The 20,262-nt window shown below is 74.7% G+C and carries 1 protein-coding gene; it reads left to right on the top strand.

Annotation, left to right across the window (positions count from 1 at the left end):
• Positions 1–16 precede the first annotated feature (16 nt).
• Complete coding sequence (locus MXD95_RS09505) at positions 17–20,224, top strand: type I polyketide synthase (RefSeq protein WP_250640191.1); 20,208 nt, start codon at positions 17–19, stop codon at positions 20,222–20,224.
• Positions 20,225–20,262: the final 38 nt, after the last annotated feature.

Raw genomic sequence — 20,262 nt, forward strand, 5'->3', positions numbered from 1 at the left:
AGGGACTGACCAGACCATGACGACTGAGCAGGTACATCGAGACCACGCAGCGCCGACCGAGCCGGCCGATGACGCCCACCCGGTCGCCATCATCGGACTCGCCTGCCGGCTGCCACAGGCCCCGGATCCGCAGGCGTTCTGGCGCCTGCTGCGGGAGGGCCGCAACGCCGTGATCGACACCCCTGCGGACCGGTGGCAGGTCAGCGGTGGGGCCGGCGCGCCCGCCGTGCCGCGGCACGGCGCGTTCCTCGATCAGGTGGACACGTTCGATGCCGCTTTCTTCGATCTGCCCCCCGCTCAGGCGGCCGCGACGGATCCGCAGCAGCGGCTGGCGCTGGAGCTCGGCTGGGAGGCGCTGGAGGACGCCCGGATCGTCCCCGGGCGGCTGCACGGCAGCACCACCGGCGTCTTCGTCGGGGCCACCGCGGGCGACTACACGACGGTGGCTGACCGGTCCGGGCTCGACGGGATCAGCCGACACACCCTGACTGGACTGAACCGCGGCATCATCGCCAACCGGATCTCGCGTCATCTCGGACTGCGCGGCCCCAGCATGGTGATCGACACTGGTCAGTCCTCGGCGCTGGTCGCGGTGCACGCCGCGGTGGAGGCGCTACGCCGCGGCGAGGCCGACCTGGCGCTGGCCGGTGCGGTGAGCCTGGCCCTCACCGCCGAGAGCAGTGTCGCCGCAGCCCGATTCGGAGCGCTCTCCCCGGACGGGCGCTGCTTCACCTTCGACGCCCGCGCCAACGGCTACGTCCGGGGGGAGGGTGGCGGGCTCATCGTGCTGCGCCCGCTGCGGGCCGCCCTGGCCGCCGGCGACACGATCTACTGCGTGATCCGCGGCGGGGCCGTGACCCACGACGGAGCGACGGACGGTCTGACGGTCCCCGGTGTTGACGGGCAGCGGGCCGCGCTGCGGGCGGCCTACCACCGGGCGGCGCTCGACCCCGGCGCCGTCTCGTACGTCGAGCTTCACGGCACCGGCACGCCGACGGGCGACCCGGTGGAGGCCGCGGCGCTGGGTACCGTGATCGGCCAGGCCCGGCCGGCCGGCTCTCCGCTGCTGGTCGGTTCGGTCAAGACGAACATCGGTCACCTCGAAGGAGCCGCCGGCATCGTCGGATTGCTCAAGGTGGCGCTGAGCCTGTGGCACGGGGAGATCCCGCCGAGCCTGAACTTCACCCGGCCCCATCCGGGCATCGCCTTCGACGAGCTGAACCTGCAGGTACAGTCCGAGCTCACCGCCTGGCCCGGCCCGGCGCACACCCGGGTCGCCGGGGTCAGCTCGGTCGGCATGGGCGGCACGAACTGCCACCTTGTCGTGTCCGCCGCGCCGCCGGCGCCCGCTGCGGACAGCACCGGCCCGGCCGCCGGCGGGGACGGGCCGGACGACCCGGCCCCGGCGGGCGGGGACGACCACGGCGGCCTGCCGCTGCCCTGGGTACTCAGCGGGCGCGGGCCGGGCGCGTTGGCGGCCGCGAGCCGCCGGCTGGCCGCCCGGCTCGACGAGCACCCGGGCGCCGACCCCGTCGACGTCGGCCTGGCGCTGGCCACCACCCGGACCGCCTTCGAGGACCGCGCCGTCGTGCTGGGCCGCAGCGCCGACGCGCTGCGCGCCGGCCTTACCGTCCTGGCCGCGGACGGAGAGGCGGCGAACGTTGTGCGCGGCATCGTGCGCCGCGCCCCGGACGGCGGTCGGGGTCGGCTGGCCGTCCTGTTCTCCGGCCAGGGCAGCCAGCGGGTCGGCGCCGGCCGTGAGCTCTACGACGTCTTCCCGGCCTTCGCCGACGCCTTCGACGAGGTCTGTAGGCGGCTGGACCCCCACCTGGGCCGCTCGCTGCGCGCCCTGGCCTTCGAGGGACCGCCCGACCTGCTCGGCCGTACCGGGTACACGCAACCGGCGTTGTTCGCCCTCGAGGTGGCGTCGTACCGCCTGCTGGAGCACTGGGGGGTGCGTCCCGATCTGCTGCTCGGGCATTCCGTGGGGGAGCTGGCCGCCGCGTACGTCGCGGGCGTGCTCTCGCTGCGCGACGCCGCGGCGCTGGTGGCCGCCCGGGGAAGTCTGATGCAGGCGCTACCGCCGGGCGGAACGATGGCCGCGCTGGAGGCCTCGGAGGAGGAGGTCCGTCCGCTGCTGTCAGATCGGGTCGGCCTCGGCGCCGTCAACGGGCCGAGGGCGGTGGTGGTGTCCGGTGACGACGCCGCGGTGGCGATGTTGGCCGAGCACTTTCGCGCCCTGGGCCGGCGCACCTCGCGGCTCGCGGTCAGCCACGCGTTCCACAGTCCGCGGATGGAACCGATGCTGGCATCGTTCCGCCAGGTCGCGCAGGGGTTGTCGTACTCGGCCGCGACGACGCCCGTCATCTCCAACCTCACCGGTGGCCTGGCCGGACCCGAGTCCTTCGACGCCGATCACTGGGTCGCGCACGTGCGTGCGCCCGTCCGATTCGGTGCCGGGGTGCGCGCGCTCGCCGATCTCGGCGCGACGACGTACCTCGAACTCGGGCCCGGCGCCTCGCTGACCGCGCTGGCCCGCGATGTGCTGCGGGACGCCCCGGCCGACCACGCCGGGGCGTCCTCGGCCGCGGCCGGCACGCCGGCGTCGCCCGGTGACGAGGCGGTGCTGCTGGCGGCCCTGCGCCGGGGTCGCCCGGAGGTCGACTCCGTGCTGGCCGCCGTGGCCGGCGTCTTCGCCCACGGCGGCGACGTCGACTGGTCGGCGGTGCTAGGCCGACACGCCGGACGTCCCGTCGCGCTGCCCACCTATCCATTCCAGCGACGGCGGTACTGGCTCGATGCCGTACCACCCACCCAGCACCCGGCCGCACCGCACCCGGCTGCGGGCACCAAGCCGGACACCGACAGCGCGGCCGACGACACCGGCAGCGGCGGCATGGACGGCACCGGGGAGCGCACCGACCATGCCCCCGTCGGTTCCGGTGCCGCCGACCCGGATGGCACGAACGTCTGGGCCGAGGGCCTCGCCGGGCTGGCCGAGCCCGAACGCGAGCGCCGACTGCTGGACCTCGTCCTGACCACGGTCGCGATCGTGCAAGGCCACGTCGGCGCCGAGGAGATCGATGACCGCCGGACCTTCCGCGAGCTCGGCTTCGACTCGCTGGGCGCCGTCGAGCTGCGCGATCGGCTAAGCCGGGCGACCGGCCTGCGGCTGGCCACCGGCGTGGCCTTCAACCATCCGACCCCGACGGCGCTGGCGAGGCACCTGCTCGCCGGGCTAGCCTCGGCCGGCACCAGCGGCCCCACGCCGAGGGCGGACCCGCGCGACGGCGCGGCGGGCGTCCCCGGCGAAGCGGGCGGTCTCGACGAGCCGGTCGCCATCGTGGGCATGGCCTGCAGGTACCCGGGCGACGTCACGTCACCGGAGGAGCTGTGGCAGCTCGTCGCCGCCGGCACGGACGCCATCTCCGTGTTCCCCAACGACCGCGGCTGGGACACCGAGGCCCTGTTCGATGCCGAGCCGGACCGGCCGGGCAGCTCCTACGTCCGCACCGGCGGGTTCCTGCACGACGCCGGTGAGTTCGACGCCGCCTTCTTCGGCATCGGCCCGCGCGAGGCCACGGCGATGGACCCCCAGCAGCGTCTTCTGTTGGAGACGTCGTGGGAGGCGGTGGAACGGGCCGGCATCGACCCACAGTCGCTGCGCGGCACCCGCACCGGGGTCTTTGTCGGCGGCTCGGCGCAGGACTACGGCCCACGCCTGCACGAGCCGGCCGACGGCGCCGACGGATACCTGCTCACCGGCGGCGCCGCCAGTGTCGCCTCCGGTCGGGTCGCCTACGTGCTGGGGCTGGAGGGCCCAGCGGTCACCATCGACACGGCGTGCTCATCCTCGCTCGTCGCGCTGCACCTGGCCGGCCAGGCGCTGCGCCTGCGCGAATGCGAGCTGGCCCTTGCCGGTGGCGTCACCGTGATGGCGAGTCCGGGCATGTTCGTCGAGTTCAGCAGACAGCGTGGGCTGGCCCCGGACGGCCGGTGCAAGCCGTTCGCGGCCGCGGCCGACGGCACCGCCTGGGCCGAGGGTGTCGGCGTCCTGCTGCTGGAACGGCTCTCGGACGCCCGCCGGCACGGGCACCCGGTGCTCGCCGTCCTGCGCGGCTCGGCGGTGAACCAGGACGGGGCCAGCAACGGCCTCACCGCCCCCAACGGCCCGTCCCAGGAGCGGGTGATCCGCGCAGCGCTGGCGAGCTCCGGCCTGCGGCCCCGGGACGTGGCCGTCGTCGAGGCACATGGAACGGGCACCGCGCTGGGCGACCCGATCGAGGCCGAGGCGATCCTCGCCACCTACGGGCAGGATCGCGGCGCGCACGGGCCGGTGCTGCTGGGTTCCCTGAAGTCGAACATCGGCCACACCCAGGCGGCGGCCGGCGTCGGCGGCGTGATCAAGATGGTGCAGGCCATGCGGCACGGTGTCCTGCCAGCCACGCTGCACGTGGACGCGCCGTCCCCGCACGTCGACTGGTCGGCGGGCGAGGCCCGGCTGCTGACCGGGGCGACCGCCTGGCCGACGGGCACCAGGCCGCGCCGCGCGGGCGTGTCGTCCTTCGGGATCAGCGGCACCAACGCTCATGTGATCATCGAAGCCGCCCCCCAGCGGCAGGACTCCCCGAGCGCGGCTCCCGCGCTGCCGCCCGGCCCGGCACCGCTGACCGGCCAGGATCCTGCTGCCGGCCTGGAACCGCCGGTCACCGCGCGGGAAGCGCTCGCGGCCGCGGAGCCGGCGCTGGTGTGGCCGCTGTCCGCCCGCAGCGACGCGGCGCTACGCGAACAGGCACGTCGCCTGCACACGGCGGTGTCCGAGGCCGACGGCGGCGAGCATCCCGGAGCCCACCCGGACACACCGCCCGGCCCGGTCGCCCGACTCCAGGACATCGGTTTCTCCCTGGGCGCTGGGCGGGCCGCCCTGGAACAGCGGGCCGCGGTCACCGCGAGCAGCGCCGCGCAGCTGCTCGCCGGGCTGGACGCCCTCGCCCGCGGCGTAGAGCACCCGGTCGTCATCCGCGGCGACGCACGGTCCGGTGCCGGCCCCACCGCGTTCCTGTTCGGCGGGCAGGGCGGGCAGCGCGCCCGGATGGGGGCGCAGCTGCGCCAGGCATGGCCCGAGTTCGCCCAGGCCTTCGACGAGGTCGTCCACGAGCTCGACCGGCAGCTGGCGGGGCTCGACCGACCGCTGTCCGAGGTGCTCGCGGCCGCCCCCGACTCCGCTGCGGCCGAGCTGCTCGACCGCACCGTCTACGCCCAGCCGGGACTGTTCGCGCTGGAGGTGGCGCTGTTCCGGCTGGTCACCTCGGTCGGAATCGTCCCCGACTTCCTGGTCGGCCACTCCATCGGTGAATTGGCAGCGGCCCACGTCGCCGGGGTGCTCTCGCTGCCCGACGCAGCCGCCCTGGTGGCCGCGCGCGGCCGGCTCATGCAGTCCGCCCGGTCCGGCGGGGCGATGATCGCCATCGCCGCCGACCCGGACGAGGTACGCGCGAGCCTGGCCGAACTGGACGCGCAGCTGGCCGTGGCCGCGGTCAACGGGCCGCGCTCGGTGGTGATCTCGGGGGACGCGGACACGGCCGAACAGGTCGCCGACCGTTTCCGGCAGCAGGGGCGACGGACCCGACGGCTGCGGGTCAGCCATGCCTTCCACTCCCCGCACATGGACGCCGTCCTGGCCGAGTTCCGCGAGATCGCGCGAGGCCTGGACTTCGCGCCGCCGCGGATCCCGCTGATCTCGACCGTGACCGGCGAACCCGCGACGGCCGACCAGCTGGCCTCCCCCGACTACTGGACCAGCCAGCTGCGCGGCACCGTGCGCTTCCACGATGGCGTGCGCACCCTCGCCGCCCGTGGTGTCACCACCTTCGTCGAACTGGGTCCGGACGCCACTCTGTCCGCGATGGCCCGGGAGTCCCTCGACCCGCCGGCCACGGCCACCTCGGCCGTCCTGGTGCCGCTGCTGCGGGCGGACCGGCCCGAACCCGGCACCCTCGCCGCCGCCCTGGGCACCCTCTGGGCGCATGGCTCGGCGCCGCGCTGGCAGACCGTCTATCCCGACTCGCACCGCATCGACCTGCCGACCTACGCCTTCCAACGCAGCCGCTACTGGCTCACCGCCGGGCCGGCGGCCGCCGCCGGGCCGGACCAGTTGGGGCATCCGCTGCTCGACACCCGGGTCGAGCTCGCCGACGGGGACGCGGTCGTGCTCACCGGGCGGCTGTCGCAGGCGGCACATCCCTGGCTGAGCGATCACACGATCGACGGACGGGTACTGCTGCCCGGTACCGCCTTCCTGGAGCTGGCGGTCATCGCCGGCGAGCAGGTCGCCGCGCCGCACCTCGCCGAGCTGACGCTGGCGGCGCCGCTGTCCGTTCCCCGGACGGGCTCGGTCCAGGTGCAGGTCGTCGTGGGTGGCCCGGACGAGTTCGGGAGACGGGCGCTGAGCATCCATGCCCGCGCCGAGGCCGATAGCGTGGCCTCGACTCCGAGCGGCACGGCTGCGAACAACACGGCAGCGGGCTGGGCCAAGCACGCCTCGGGGACCCTGACCGCCGATCCGTCCGACGCCGGCGCGCTCCCGGCCGACCCGATCAGGCCGCAGCAGGAAGTGTGGCCGCCTCCCGGCGCCGAACCGGTCAACCTCGACGACGCGTACAGGCGGCTCGCCGAACTCGGTTACGAGTACGGACCTGCCCTGCACGGTCTGCAGCGACTCTGGCGCGACGGAGACCGGCTGCACATCGAGACCCGCCTGCCCGACCTACCGACCTTGAGTCCCAGCGGTTTCGCCCTGCATCCGGCTCTGCTGGACGCCGTGCTGCATCCGCTGGTGCAGGCGGTCGCCCCGGAGGCGGCGGTGGCGGCGCACCGGATCAGCCTGCCCTTCGTGTGGACCGGGGTGTCACTGCGCCCGGGTGGCGCCGACCCCGCCACCGCGCACTCCGCTGCGGGCCCCGCCTCCCGCCGTGTCGCGGCCCCCACCTCGCGCCGCGCCGCGCCGACGACGCTGCGCGCCACCGCCACCCACGTGGGACCGGACACCTTCGCACTGGTGCTGGCCGACGAGGACGGCGCCCAGCTTGGCTCGGTCGACTCGCTCGTCCTGCGTCCGGTGGACAAGCGCAGGCTCGGCCATTTCGGCGACGTCGCCGCGGCGCTGCACAAGCTGGCCTGGGTCCCGACATCCCTGCCTGCGGCCACGCCGCGCGTCGCCGTCCTGACCGAGGACCTGCTGCCGGACGAGACGGGTCAGCCGGAAGGGAGGGGCCGGGCGATCGACAGCTGGCCAGCCGCAGTCGCCGAGGCCGACGTGGTCGTCGTCCCGCCACTGCCTGAGCCGGCCCCGGACGCGGCGACAGGCCTGCCGGATCGGGCCGGGCGCGCCGCCCGCCGGTCCCTGCGGCTGGTCCAGGACTGGCTCGCCACCAACCCGGGCACCGATCGCCGGCTGATGTTTGTGACCCGCGGCGCGGTGGCCACCCGGCCCGGCGAGGCGGTGCCCGACCTGGTGAACGCTCCGGTCTGGGGCCTGATCCGGGCCGCGCAGTCCGAATATCCCGGCCAGTTCGTCCTCGTCGACCAGGGCGGTGACCCCGCCCTCCACCCCCTGGGCGCACCTGCCCGGACCCAGGAGCTCGCCGGGCTCGGGCAAGTCGCGCTCGGTGACGAACCCCAGCTCGCGTTGCGGGACGGCCAGTGGCTGGTGCCGCGCCTCGTCCGGGCGGACCCGGCGTCGCGGTCGTCCCAGCCACCGACCGGGTGGGATCCGGACGGCACGGTTCTGATCACCGGGGGGACCAGCGGTCTCGGCGTGCTGCTCGCCCGCCACGTGGTCACCACCCGCGGGGCGCGCCACCTGCTGCTGGCTAGTCGGCGTGGGCCACGCACCCCGGGCGTGGACGCCTTGGTCGCCGAGCTCGCCGGCCAGGGCGCGCAGGTCACTGTGGCCGCCGTCGACGCGGCCGATCACGCGGAGCTCGCCGCCCTGCTAGCCGCGGTTCCCGCGGACCGCCCGCTCACCGCGGTGATCCATGCCGCCGGGGTTCTCGACGACGCTACCGTCACCACCCTGCGCCCCGCCCAGCTCGACGCCGTGCTGCGCCCCAAGCTCGACGCCGCCTGGAACCTGCATGAGCTCACCGCCGGACATCCGCTCGCCGAGCTCGTCCTGTTCTCCTCGATCTCGGGGCTCACCGGGACCGCCGGCCAGGCGAACTACGCCGCGGCCAACACCTTCCTGGACGCGCTCGCGGCCCACCGGCGCGCGGCGGCGCAATCCGCGGTCGCGCTGGCCTGGGGGCTGTGGGACAGCACCGCCGGGGGAATGTCCACGGGTCTGACAGCCGCCGACGTGGCCCGGTGGCGACGGGCGGGCGTCGCACCGATTGCGGCCGAGCTGGGCACCGAGCTGTTCGACACGGCGCTGGCGCACGGCGACGCGCTGGTCGTGCCGGCCCGGCTCACCCCGGGGACGATCGACGGCGAACCACCCGCCGTCCTGCGCGGCCTCGTGGCGGCCGCCGCCAGCCGCCCACGGGCGGCCGCGCAGCGCACGGGCGCCACAACCGGTGACGGTGCCGGCCTCGCCGACATCCTCGCGCTGGCCGCGCACGAGCGGACCCGGGCACTGCTGGATCTCGTCGTCAGCACCGCGGCCGTGGTGCTGGGGCACGCGCCGGACGCCGGGCTCGATCCCGATCTGTCCTTCCGCGACCTCGGTTTCGACTCCCTCGCCGGAGTCGAGCTGCGCAACCGCCTGGCCCGGCTGACCGGCCTGCCGGTACCGGCGACCGCGGTGTTCGACCACCCGTCCGCGAGCGCCCTGGCCACCTATCTGTACACCCTGCTCCCGGACGCGGCGGGCGTTTCCCGCCGGCAGGCGCCGGGCGCCGCAGCCATCCCCCGGCCGCGGGCCGCCGACGATGACCCGATCGCGATCGTCGGGCTGGCCTGCCGGTACCCGGGTGACGTCCGTTCCCCCGACGACCTGTGGCGGCTGGTCGCCACAGGCACCGATGCCGTCAGCGGCTTCCCGACCAACCGAGGCTGGGATCTGGCGGCCCTCTACCATCCCGATCCCGACCATCTCGGTACCAGCTACACCCGGCACGGCGGCTTCCTGCACGACGCCGACCAGTTCGACCGCGAGTTCTTCGGCATCTCGCCGCGGGAGGCACTGGCCACCGATCCACAGCAGCGGCTGCTGTTGGAAGTGGCTTGGGAGACGTTCGAACGGGCTGGCATCGAGCCCGCGGCCCTGCGCGGCTCCCGCACCGGTGTCTTCGCCGGCGTCATGTACGACGACTACGCCGCCCGGCTACCGGCCGCCCCTGACGACGTTCAAGGCTTCCTGCTCACCGGCAACACCTCCAGTGTGGTTTCCGGCCGGCTGGCCTACACCTACGGTCTGGAGGGGCCGGCCGTCACGGTCGACACCGCCTGCTCGTCCTCCCTGGTGGCGCTGCACCTGGCGGCAGCCGCGCTGCGTAACGGCGAGTGCGACCTGGCGCTGGCCGGCGGGGTCACCGTGATGGCCGGGCCGTCGACCTTCGTCGAGTTCAGCCGCCAGCATGGCCTGTCCGTAGACGGCCGCTGCCGGTCGTTCGCCGCCGCGGCCGACGGCACCGGCTGGAGCGAGGGCGTCGGGCTACTGCTCGTCGAGCGGCTCTCGGACGCCCGGCGCAACGGTCATCCCGTGGTGGCGCTGCTGCGCGGCTCGGCGGTGAACTCCGACGGGGCCAGCAACGGGCTGACCGCGCCGAACGGTCCGGCCCAGGAGCGGGTCATCCTGGCCGCGCTCGCCAGCGCGGGTCTGACCCCCGACGACGTCGACGCGGTCGAGGGGCACGGCACTGGAACGTCCCTCGGGGATCCGATCGAGGCCCAGGCCCTGCTCGCCACCTACGGACAGGACCGGCCGGCGCAGCGTCCCTGCTGGCTGGGTTCGCTGAAGTCCAACATCGGGCACGCGCAGGCCGCGGCCGGCGTCGGCGGCATCATCAAGATGATCGAGGCGATGCGGCACGGCGAGCTACCCCGCACGTTGCACGTCGACGCGCCGAACGAGCACGTCGACTGGGCGTCGGGCGGCGTGCGGCTGCTCACCGAGCCGGTTGCCTGGTCGCCCCCGGACGGGCGGCCACGACGGGCGGCGGTGTCGTCCTTCGGCATCAGTGGCACCAACGCGCATGTGATCCTCGAACAGGCACCGCCGGAGCAGACCGTCCGGACCGCCGCCGATCCGGACCGCGCCGGTTCGGACCCGACCGGTCCTGACCCGGCTGGTCCGGGCGCCCGCGACGGGGCAGCGGCCGCGACGCCCGAGGCCACCCCCGTCGCCTGGGTGGTCTCGGCCCGCGACGGCGTCACGCTCGGCGCCCAGGCCCGAAAGCTACGCCAGCACGTCCTCAAGCTGCCCGATCTGGACCCGCGCGACGTCGCCCTCTCGCTGGCGACGACCCGTGCCCGGCTCGACCGCACCGCAGTCGTGCTCGGCACGGACGTTCCTGCCCTGCTCACCGGCCTGACCGCCCTCGACCGCGGCGAGCCGCACCCCGGAGTGGTCGTCGAGTCCACGGTCCGTCACGCCCGGACCGCGGTGCTGTTCTCCGGGCAGGGCTCGCAGCGCGCCGGCGCCGGGCGGGAACTCCACCGCGACGAACCGGTCTTTCGCGCTGCGCTGCGGGAGGCCGTCGCGCAGCTCGACCCCCTGCTCGCCGCGTCGCCGGCCGGCACGAGACTGGCCGGACGGTCGCTGCTCGACGTGCTGTTCGCCACGCCTGGCAGCCCGGGCGCGGATCTGCTGGATCAGACCGAGATAACGCAACCGGCGCTGTTCGCCCTGCAGATCGCGCTGTTCCGGCTGGCCGAGCACCGCGGGCTGGTTCCCGACTTCGTCACCGGCCACTCGATCGGCGAGCTCACCGGCGCGCACGCGGTCGGCGTGCTGTCCCTGGCGGACGCCGCCATGCTGGTGGTGCACCGCGGGCGGCTCATGCAGGCGGCCGGTGCGGGCGGGGCGATGATCGCCCTGGCGGCCACCGAGGAGGAGGTGCTCGACTCGCTGGCCGGCCAGCAGGGGGCGGTGGCGGTTGCGGCGGTCAACGGCCCGACGTCCGTGGTGATCTCCGGGGACGCCGCCGCCACGGCCGCGGTCGCCGACGGCTGGCGGGCCCGCGGGCGGCGCACCCGCCGGCTGCGGGTCAGCCATGCCTTCCACTCCCCGCACCTGGACGCGGTCCTCGACGAGCTGCGTGCCGTGGCGGCCTCGCTGACCTTCCACCCGCCGCGGATCCCGCTGGTGTCCTCGGCAACCGGACGGGTGGCCGATCCCGAGCTGCTGCGCTCCCCGGACTACTGGGCGGGGCAGGCCCGCGGCACCGTCCGTTTCCTTGACGCCGTCCGGTACCTGGGCTCCCAGGGTGTCTCCGGATTCCTTGAGGTCGGCCCGGGCGCGGTCCTCACCGCCATGGCGGACGACTGCCTGGGACGTTCCCAGGCCCGCGCCCTCGCACCGATGCTGCGGGCGGGACGCCCCGAGGCCGAGACCGCACTGGCCGCTCTGAGCCGCCTGTATGCCCACGGCGGCACGCTCGACTGGGCCCGGACCCTGCCCGGCGCCCGGCGCCTACCGCTGCCGACCTACCCGTTCCAACACAGCCGGTACTGGCTGGAGGCTGCCCCGGCCGGGACCCAGACGGGTCCGCTCGGGCTGCGGCCCATCCGGCACCCGCTGCTCGGCGCGACCGTGGATCTGCCCGACGACGCGGGCGTGGTGTTCACCGGTGCGATTTCCCGCACCGCCCAGCCCTGGCTGGCCGATCACGCCGTGGACGGTCGACCGGTGCTGCCCGGGGCCGCGCTGGTCGACCTGGCCCTACGGGCCGCCGAGCAGGTCGGCGCGGACACGGTCCGGGAGCTCACCCTGGACCGTCCGCTTGCGCTGCCCGACCAGATGGAGATCCACATCCGGGTGATGATCGGCGCCCCGGGCTCGGACGGCAGCCGTCCGCTGACCATCCACTCCAGCCTGGCGGCGGACGAGCGGCCGATCTGGACCCGGCATGCGGTCGGCACGCTCGCCGCGGCCTTGTCCGAGCCCGATGGCGAGGACGGATCGAACACTCAGGATTCCGCCGCATGGCCGCCGGCGACCGCGACGGAGGTCTCCCTCGACGCGGCCTACGACCTGATGGCAGCGTACGGCTACGACTACGGCCCGGCATTCCAGGGCCTACGGCGGCTGTGGCGCGATGGTGACATCAGCCACGCCATGGTGGAATTGCCCGCCCCCGAGCCTGGTTTCGGTGTGCACCCGGCGCTGCTCGACGCGGCGCTACATCCCCTTGCGTTCCAGACCGCCACGACGCACCGCGACGCCCTCGCCCGCGGCGCAGACACGTCCGACACATCCAACCCCGACATGCCGGGCGCTGACAAGTTCGTTCCCGGCGCCACGGCGGCCGCCGCACTGCGGGTGCCCTGGCGCTGGGCGGGGGTGCGGCTGCACCCCGCCACCGGCACCGGCACCGCCACCGCCACCGGCACGCGGGTACGCATCACACCCACGGCGCCGGACACGGTGTCGCTGACCATCAGCGACGAGCACGGGGCGTCGATCGTGACGGTGGACGCCCTGACCCTCGCGGCGGTCAGCCGCAGCCGGTTCGCGGCCACCGCGACCACCAACTCGCTGTTCGTCCCAGACTGGACGCCGGTACCCGGCCCCCTGGTGGACATCCCGCCGAGCTGGACAGTCCTCGATCTGCGCACCGACAGCACCGACAGCACAGACGCCGCAGCGGCGGCCCGGCATCTCACCCACGCCGCGCTGCGCGCCGTCCAGGACTGGCTGAGCGCGCAGCCAGCCCCCGACGACCGGTTGGTGATCGTGACCCACGGCGCCGTCGCCGTGACGTCCGACGAGGCCGGGCCCCGTCCAGAAGCAGCGGCGGTCTGGGGGCTCGTCCGCAGCGCACAGACTGAACACCCCGACCGGTTCGTCCTCGTCGACGTCGCCGCCGACGCCCATCCGCCCACGACGCTGCCAGCAGGCGAGCCGCAGCTCGCGCTGCGGGCGGCGGGCGGGTTCGCACCCCGGCTGGTCCGGGCGCCGACGCACCGCAGCGCCGGTCCCGACGCCGCTGCCAGCCAGCCGGCTGGCAGCGGCACATCGGTCGGTGCCGGGACGGTCCTCGTCACCGGTGCGACCGGCCTGATCGGCGGGCTCGTCGCTCGGCGGCTGGTGACCGGGCACGGCGCCCGCCGGCTGCTGCTGGTCAGCCGGCGCGGCCCGGCTGCCGCCGGTGCGCCTGAGCTGGTCGCCGAGCTGCGCGCGCTCGGGACGGAGGTCGACCTCGCCGCCTGCGACGTGACTGACCGCGAGGCGCTGCGGGCGTTGCTCGCCGGCCTGCCGGCGCAGCACCCGCTTACCGCTGTCGTACACGCGGCAGGTGTGCTCGACGACGGGATCGTCGCCTCACTCACCTCAGATCGCCTGGACGCCGTGCTGGCGCCCAAGACCGATGCGGCCTGGAACCTGCACGAGCTCACCGCCGATCTGGACCTTGCGTCCTTCGTGCTGTTCTCCTCGGTGACCGGGACGGTCGGCACGGCCGGGCAGGCAAACTACGCCGCCGCGAACGCCTTCCTCGACGCCCTGGCCCAGCACCGCCGCACCCGCGGGCTGCCCGCGGTCTCCCTGGCCTGGGGACTGTGGGGCGCGACGACGGGCCTGGGTGCAGAGCTGGCCCGCGCGGACCTGGCCCGGATAGCCCGCCTCGGCATCGTCCCGATGTCAGACGAGGAGGGCCTGCACCTGTTCGACGCCGCGCTCGGCGGCGACCACCCGGTCGTCATCGCGGCCCAGATCGAGCTCGCCGGTCTGTCGGCCGAGGCGGTACCGCCGCCGCTGCGCGGCCTGGCCGGCGCCCCGCGACGCACCGGTACCACCAGCTCCCATCCGCACGCGCAGGCCGGCGACCTGGCCGCGCGGCTCGCCGAACTGACGAACGAGGCAGAACGGCGCGACGCCGTCGCCGACCTCGTCCAGCAGACCGTCGCCACAGTGCTCGGTTATCAGGCCGGCGACGCACTCGACGTCGCCCGGGCGTTTACCGAACTCGGCTTCGACTCGCTCACCGCGGTCGAACTGCGCAACCGGCTGACCGCGGCCACCGGGCTCCCGCTGCCAAGCACCCTGGTCTTCGACCACCCGACCCCGACCGCCCTCGCCGACCATCTGTTCACCGACCATCTCGCGGTCCTCACCACGCTTACCACCGGTGAGTCGGGTGGACCAGGCGGCCCCACCGACCCTGGGCCGGTTCCCGCAGCGGCCGGACCATCCAGTCGCAACAACGCCACCGCCGTCGACCCGCGGGTGACCTCCGACGACGACCAGATCGTGATCGTCGGAATGGCCTGCCGCCTGCCCGGCGGCGTGCACAGTCCGGACGACCTGTGGCGGCTGCTGATCGACGGCACCGACGCCGTGACCGGCTTCCCCACCGACCGCGGCTGGGACCTGGACCGCCTTTACCATCCGGATCCGGACCATCCCGGGACCAGCTACACCCGGCACGGCGGCTTCCTGCACGACGCCGGCGACTTCGACCCCGAGTTCTTCGGGATCTCCCCGCGGGAGGCGCTGGCCATCGACCCCCAACAGCGCATACTGCTCGAGACGGCGTGGGAGGCATGCGAAGCGGCCGGGATCGACCCCACAAGCCTCGCCGGCACCTCCACGGGCGTCTTCGCCGGGGTCATGTACGACGATTACGGGGCCCGGCTGCACCAGTCGGCGACCGCACCGGCCGGGTTTGAGGGCTATCTGGTCAGCGGTAGCGCGGGCAGCGTCGCCTCGGGCCGGATAGCTTACGCTCTCGGGCTGGAGGGGCCTGCCGTGACCGTCGACACCGCCTGCTCCTCCTCGCTCGTCGCGCTCCACCTCGCCGCGCAGGCCCTGCGCTCCGGCGAGTGCACGCTCGCGCTCGTCGGCGGCGCCACCGTGATGGCGAGCCCGGCGACGTTCGTCGAGTTCAGCCGGCAGCGCGGGCTGTCACCCGACGGCCGCTGCAAGCCATTCTCCGCCGACGCGGACGGCACCGCCTGGGCGGAGGGGGCCGGCGTCCTGCTGCTGGAGCGGCTCGCCGACGCCCGCCGGCACCACCATCGGGTCCTTGCCATCATCCGGGGCAGCGCCGTCAACTCCGACGGCGCGTCCAACGGGCTGACCGCGCCCAACGGCCCCGCCCAGCAGCGGGTCATCCGGGCCGCTCTGGCCAGCGCCGGGCTCGCTCCCGCCGACGTGGACGCCGTCGAGGCTCATGGCACCGGCACGACCCTCGGCGACCCGATCGAGGCCCACGCACTGCTGGCCGCCTACGGCCAGGCGCGCCCGTATCCCCTCCAGCTCGGGTCGTTGAAGTCCAACATCGGGCACACCCAGGCCGCCGCCGGCGCCGCGGGAATCATCAAGATGATCCTCGCGCTCCGCGCCGGTGTCCTGCCGGCGACCCTGCACGCTGCCACCCCGACGCCGCATGTCGACTGGAGCGCGGGCAGCATCACCCTGACCACCGAGACGACCACCTGGCCCACCACGGGCCGCCCCCGCCGCGCAGCCGTCTCCTCCTTCGGGATCAGCGGTACCAACGCCCACGTCATCCTCGAGCAGCCCCCGGACGCAGGCTCCGACAGCGGCCTCCCGGCGGATCACCAGATCCCCGAGCAGCGCGGATCCGACACCTCGGGCGCGCCGGTCGCCGACCCGCCCGTGGGCGGCGCACCCGGCGATGCCCACGCCGCCCCGGACGACGATGCGGGCCCGGTCGCGGTGCCGTGGGTGCTTTCTGGCGCGACGGCACCGGCGGTCCGCGCCCAGGCCGACCGGCTCACCGCCTTCCTGACCCAGCACCCGGACGCCGGCCTGCACGACGTGGGCCTGGCGCTGGCGACCGGCCGGGCAAGGCTCACCCACCGGGCGGCCGTCGTCGCCGCCGACCGGGCCGAGGCAGTCACCGCGCTTGCCGCACTCGCCGCCGACCAGCCCCACCCCGGCATCGTCCGCGCGGTCGCCTCGGCGCCGGGACGCACAGCGTTCCTCTTCCCCGGACAGGGCAGCCAGCGTCCCGGCATGGGCCGTGAGCTACACCGCCACCACCCGGTCTTCGCCGCTGCCTGGGACGAGACCGCCGACCTGCTCAGTGCGCACCTTGACCGGCACCTGACCGAGGTCGTGCTCACCCCCGGTGACATCGCGACAGGCCCGGCAGACCGGGCCGCTGCCGTACTGGACGACACCGGATTCGCGCAGCCGGCCCTGTTCGCCTTCGAAGTGGCGCTGCACCGTCTGCTGGGCTCCTTCGGCCTGACACCGGATCAGCTCGCCGGCCACTCCGTCGGGGAGGTCGCCGCGGCCCATGTCGCCGGTGTCCTCACTCTCGCCGACGCCTGCGCCCTGGTGGCCGCACGTGGCCGGCTGATGAGCCAGCTCCCCCCCGGGGGCGCCATGCTGTCCATCGAGGCGTCCGAGGAACAGGTGCTGTCTCTGCTCTCCGACCTCGATGGGGTCGGAGAGCAGATCGGGATCGCCGCGGTCAACGGTCCGACCGCCACGGTCGTCTCCGGCGCCCGCCCGGCGGTCGATGCCGTGACCACCGCCTTCGCCGCACGTGGCGTGCGGACGCGGCGGCTGCGGGTGAGTCACGCCTTTCACTCGCCCCTGATGGAGCCGATGCTGGCCGAGTTCGGCCGGATCGCGGCCGGACTCACCTACCATGAGCCGCGAATCCCGGTCGTCTCCACCGTGACCGGAGCGTCCGCCACCGGAACCGATCTGCGCTCGCCTGAGTACTGGGTTCGGCACGCGCGCCATACCGTCCGGTTCGCCGACGCGGTTCGCGCGCTGCGGGCCCGCGGCGTCGGGCGCTTCCTGGAGCTGGGTCCGGACGCCGTGCTCACCCCGATGGCGGATGCCGTCCTCGCCGCGGACGAGGCGGCCCGGGCCGACGACGGGTCCGGCAACAGGTCCGGCGGCGGGGTGGCCGGCATCGCGTCCGGTTCGGCCGCGATGCCGGTGCTCATCGCGGTGCTGCGCCGTGGCCGCCCGGAGCCGCGCGCGCTGGCCACCGCCATCGCCGAAGCGCATGCGCACGGTGCCCTGATCGACTGGCCGGCGGTGTTCCCCGCCGCCCGTGCCGAGCGTCCGGCGCTGCCGACCTACCCGTTCCAGCGCCACCGCTACTGGCTGGACCCGGTCCGCCCGCTGGCCGATGTCGATGCCGCCGGCCAGCGGACAACCACGCATCCGCTGCTGTCCGCCGAGATCGACCTGCCCGACAGCGGCGGGGTGGTCTTCACCGGGCAGCTGTCTCCCCGCGTCCAGAGCTGGCTGGCGGACCACACCCTCGCCGGTGTCGTCGTGCTACCCGGCACCGCCCTGGTGGAACTCATCCTGCACGCGGGCAGCCGCGGCGGGCTCGACCACCTCGAGGAACTGGTGCTGGCGGAACCGGTGGTCCTGGCCGAGGAGACATCCGTCCCGCTGCGGGTCGCGGTCAGCGGCGACGACGGCACCGGCCGCCGGACGGTCACCGTGCACACCCTCACCGGCGGCGCGGCGGAAGGCTCCTGGCGGCTACACGCCACAGGGATACTCGGGTCCAGGCCGTCCGCCGACGGTCCTGCCGGCGACGAGCCGCCCGGGGCCGGCCCGGTCGCGTCCGTGGGCAACCCGCCGGCGGACGCGGAGCCGCTCGAACTCGCCGGTTTCTATGCGGACCTCGCCGCCCGAGGGCACGGCTACGGGCCAGCCTTCCAGGGTCTCACCGCCGCCTGGCGTTCCGGGCCGGACAGGTTCGTCGAGATCTCCCTCGATCCGACCGCGGTGGATCCGGCCGGTTTCACCGTCCACCCCGCGCTGCTCGACGCCGTGCTGCACGTACTGCTGGCCGACACCCGCTCCCGACCGGGACGTCTGCGGCTGCCGTTCGCCTGGAACGGGGTCACCCTCACGCCGACCACGGCCACGACATTGCGGGCCAGGCTGACCACCCTGGCCAGCAACGGGAGCGGGGACGCACTACGGATCGTGGTCGCCGACCCGGCCGGCACGGTGGTGGCCGAGGTGGCCTCGCTGCGCGTCCGGGAGACGACGGCTGACCAGCTCGACGCCGGTGGACCACCGCTGTACACGCTGTGCTGGGATCCGCTGGCGGTCACCCCGGTCGAGCCGCCCGTGCGCTGGACGGTGCTGGGCACCGATTCCCTCGGCCTGCCCGGAGCCGACCAACACGCCGATCTGGACACCGTGGGTGAACCCGCGAAGATCGCCGGCCAGGCGACCGCGCTGGTCGTCCTCGGCGACCCGGTCGGTACGGGCGCCCCGGTACACGGGGTCGGCGGAACCGGCGCGGTGGACGCGACAGCGGCGCGGGTCGCTCACGTCCAGGCCCGCCGGGCGTTGGACCTCGTCCAACGGTGGCTGGCCGCGGAACGCTTCGAGGGTGCGCGGCTCGTCCTCGCCACCAGGGGGGCGGCCGCGGTGACCGGACCGGACGACATCCACGATCTATCCGCGAGCACGGTGTGGGGGCTGGTGCGCACCGCGCAGGCGGAACATCCTGGCCGCTTCGTCCTGCTGGATCTGGACGACCGCGCCGCCTCACCGGCGCCGACCGCTCTCGCGGCGACGCTGGCCGGCGCGCTGGCCCTAGACGAGCCGCAGCTCGCCCTGCGAGACGGGACGGTCCTGGCGCCGCGGCTGGCCCGCAACCGCCCGTCGGCCCAGCCTCGCGCCGCCGTACCCGGGGCGATCTCCGCGGGAACCGTCCTGGTGACCGGGGCCACCGGGGCACTTGGCGGTCCGGTGGCCCGCCATCTCGTGGCCGAGCACGGTGTCCGTCACCTGCTGCTGGTCAGCCGGCGGGGCGAGCAGGCCGCGGGAGCCGAGGCGCTACGGGCGGACCTCGCCGGCCGCGGCGCCGAGGTGGTCTTCGCAGCACTCGACGTCGCGGACCGCGGCGCCCTCGCCGCGCTGATCGACGGGCTACCCGCGGACCACCCGCTCACCGGCGTCGTCCACGTCGCGGGCGTCCTCGATGACGGGGCGGTCACGGCCCTGTCGCCTGAACAGCTCGACGCGGTGCTGCGGCCCAAGGTGGATGCGGCGTGGGCGCTGCACACCGTGACCGCCGACCGTGGTCTGTCGCTGTTCGCGGTCTTCTCGTCGATCGCGGGTGTCCTCGGCAATCCGGGGCAGGCGAACTACGCGGCGGCCAACACCTTCCTGGACGCCCTCGCCGCCCACCGACGCAGCCGGGGCCTCCCGGCGGTCTCACTGGCCTGGGGGCTGTGGGCGGACAGCGCCGGAATGGCCGGCGGCCTCGACGACGCCCAGCTACACCGGCTGGCACGTTCCGGCATCCTGCCACTGGCCACCGACGACGCCCTGGGGCTGCTCGACGCCGCCCTGACCGCCGAGGAGTCGCTGGTCATCCCAGCCCGGCTGGACCTGCGGGCGCTGGCGGGCCGGCCTGGTGCGCAGGCGATGGTCCGCACGTGGACACCGGCCGCCGCACGCAGCGGCCCGGTCACGCGGCCCGGCACGGCCAGCACGCCACCGACGCCCGGCGCGCCCGGGCAGCCGGCGGCGGTCGAACGGATTGTCGCCCTCGCCGAACCGGCGCGCACGAATGCCATCCGCGAACTCGTACGCGCCGAGGTGGCGGCCGTCCTCGGCCACGACTCCCTGTCCGCCTCAGACGACGGGCGTGGTCTGCTCGACCTGGGAATCGACTCGCTGACCGCGGTCGAGCTGCGCAACCGGCTCGCTGGCGGAACGAGTCTGCGGCTGACAAGCACGCTGGTCTTCGACCATCCGACCATCGAGGCGCTCGCCGGGCACGTCCGCGACCAGTTGGTGGCCGCCGCCGCTCCTGACCCGACACTCGCGTTGACCCGGCTGGCGGAGATCGCGGCGTTGCTGCCGTCGCTCACCGCCGATCAGCAGCAGCGCACCGCGCTCAGGCAGCAGCTGCACTCTCTGCTCAACGCTCTGAACGCCGCTGACGGGAATGGTTCCCTGGCGCGGGGTTCCGCGACCGCCGACACAGCCACAGCGGGGGTCGAGCGCGGACCGGGCGGGGTGGCGCCGGCCGCCGACGCCTCGGACGACGAGTTCTTCGACTTCATCGACAACGCACTCGGAACCGGGTGAACCCACCCGCGGTACGGGCGCGGGTCTCGGTGGCGGTG

This window comes from Frankia sp. AiPa1, from assembly GCF_023243075.1.
Classification (GTDB): Bacteria; Actinomycetota; Actinomycetes; order Frankiales; family Frankiaceae; genus Frankia.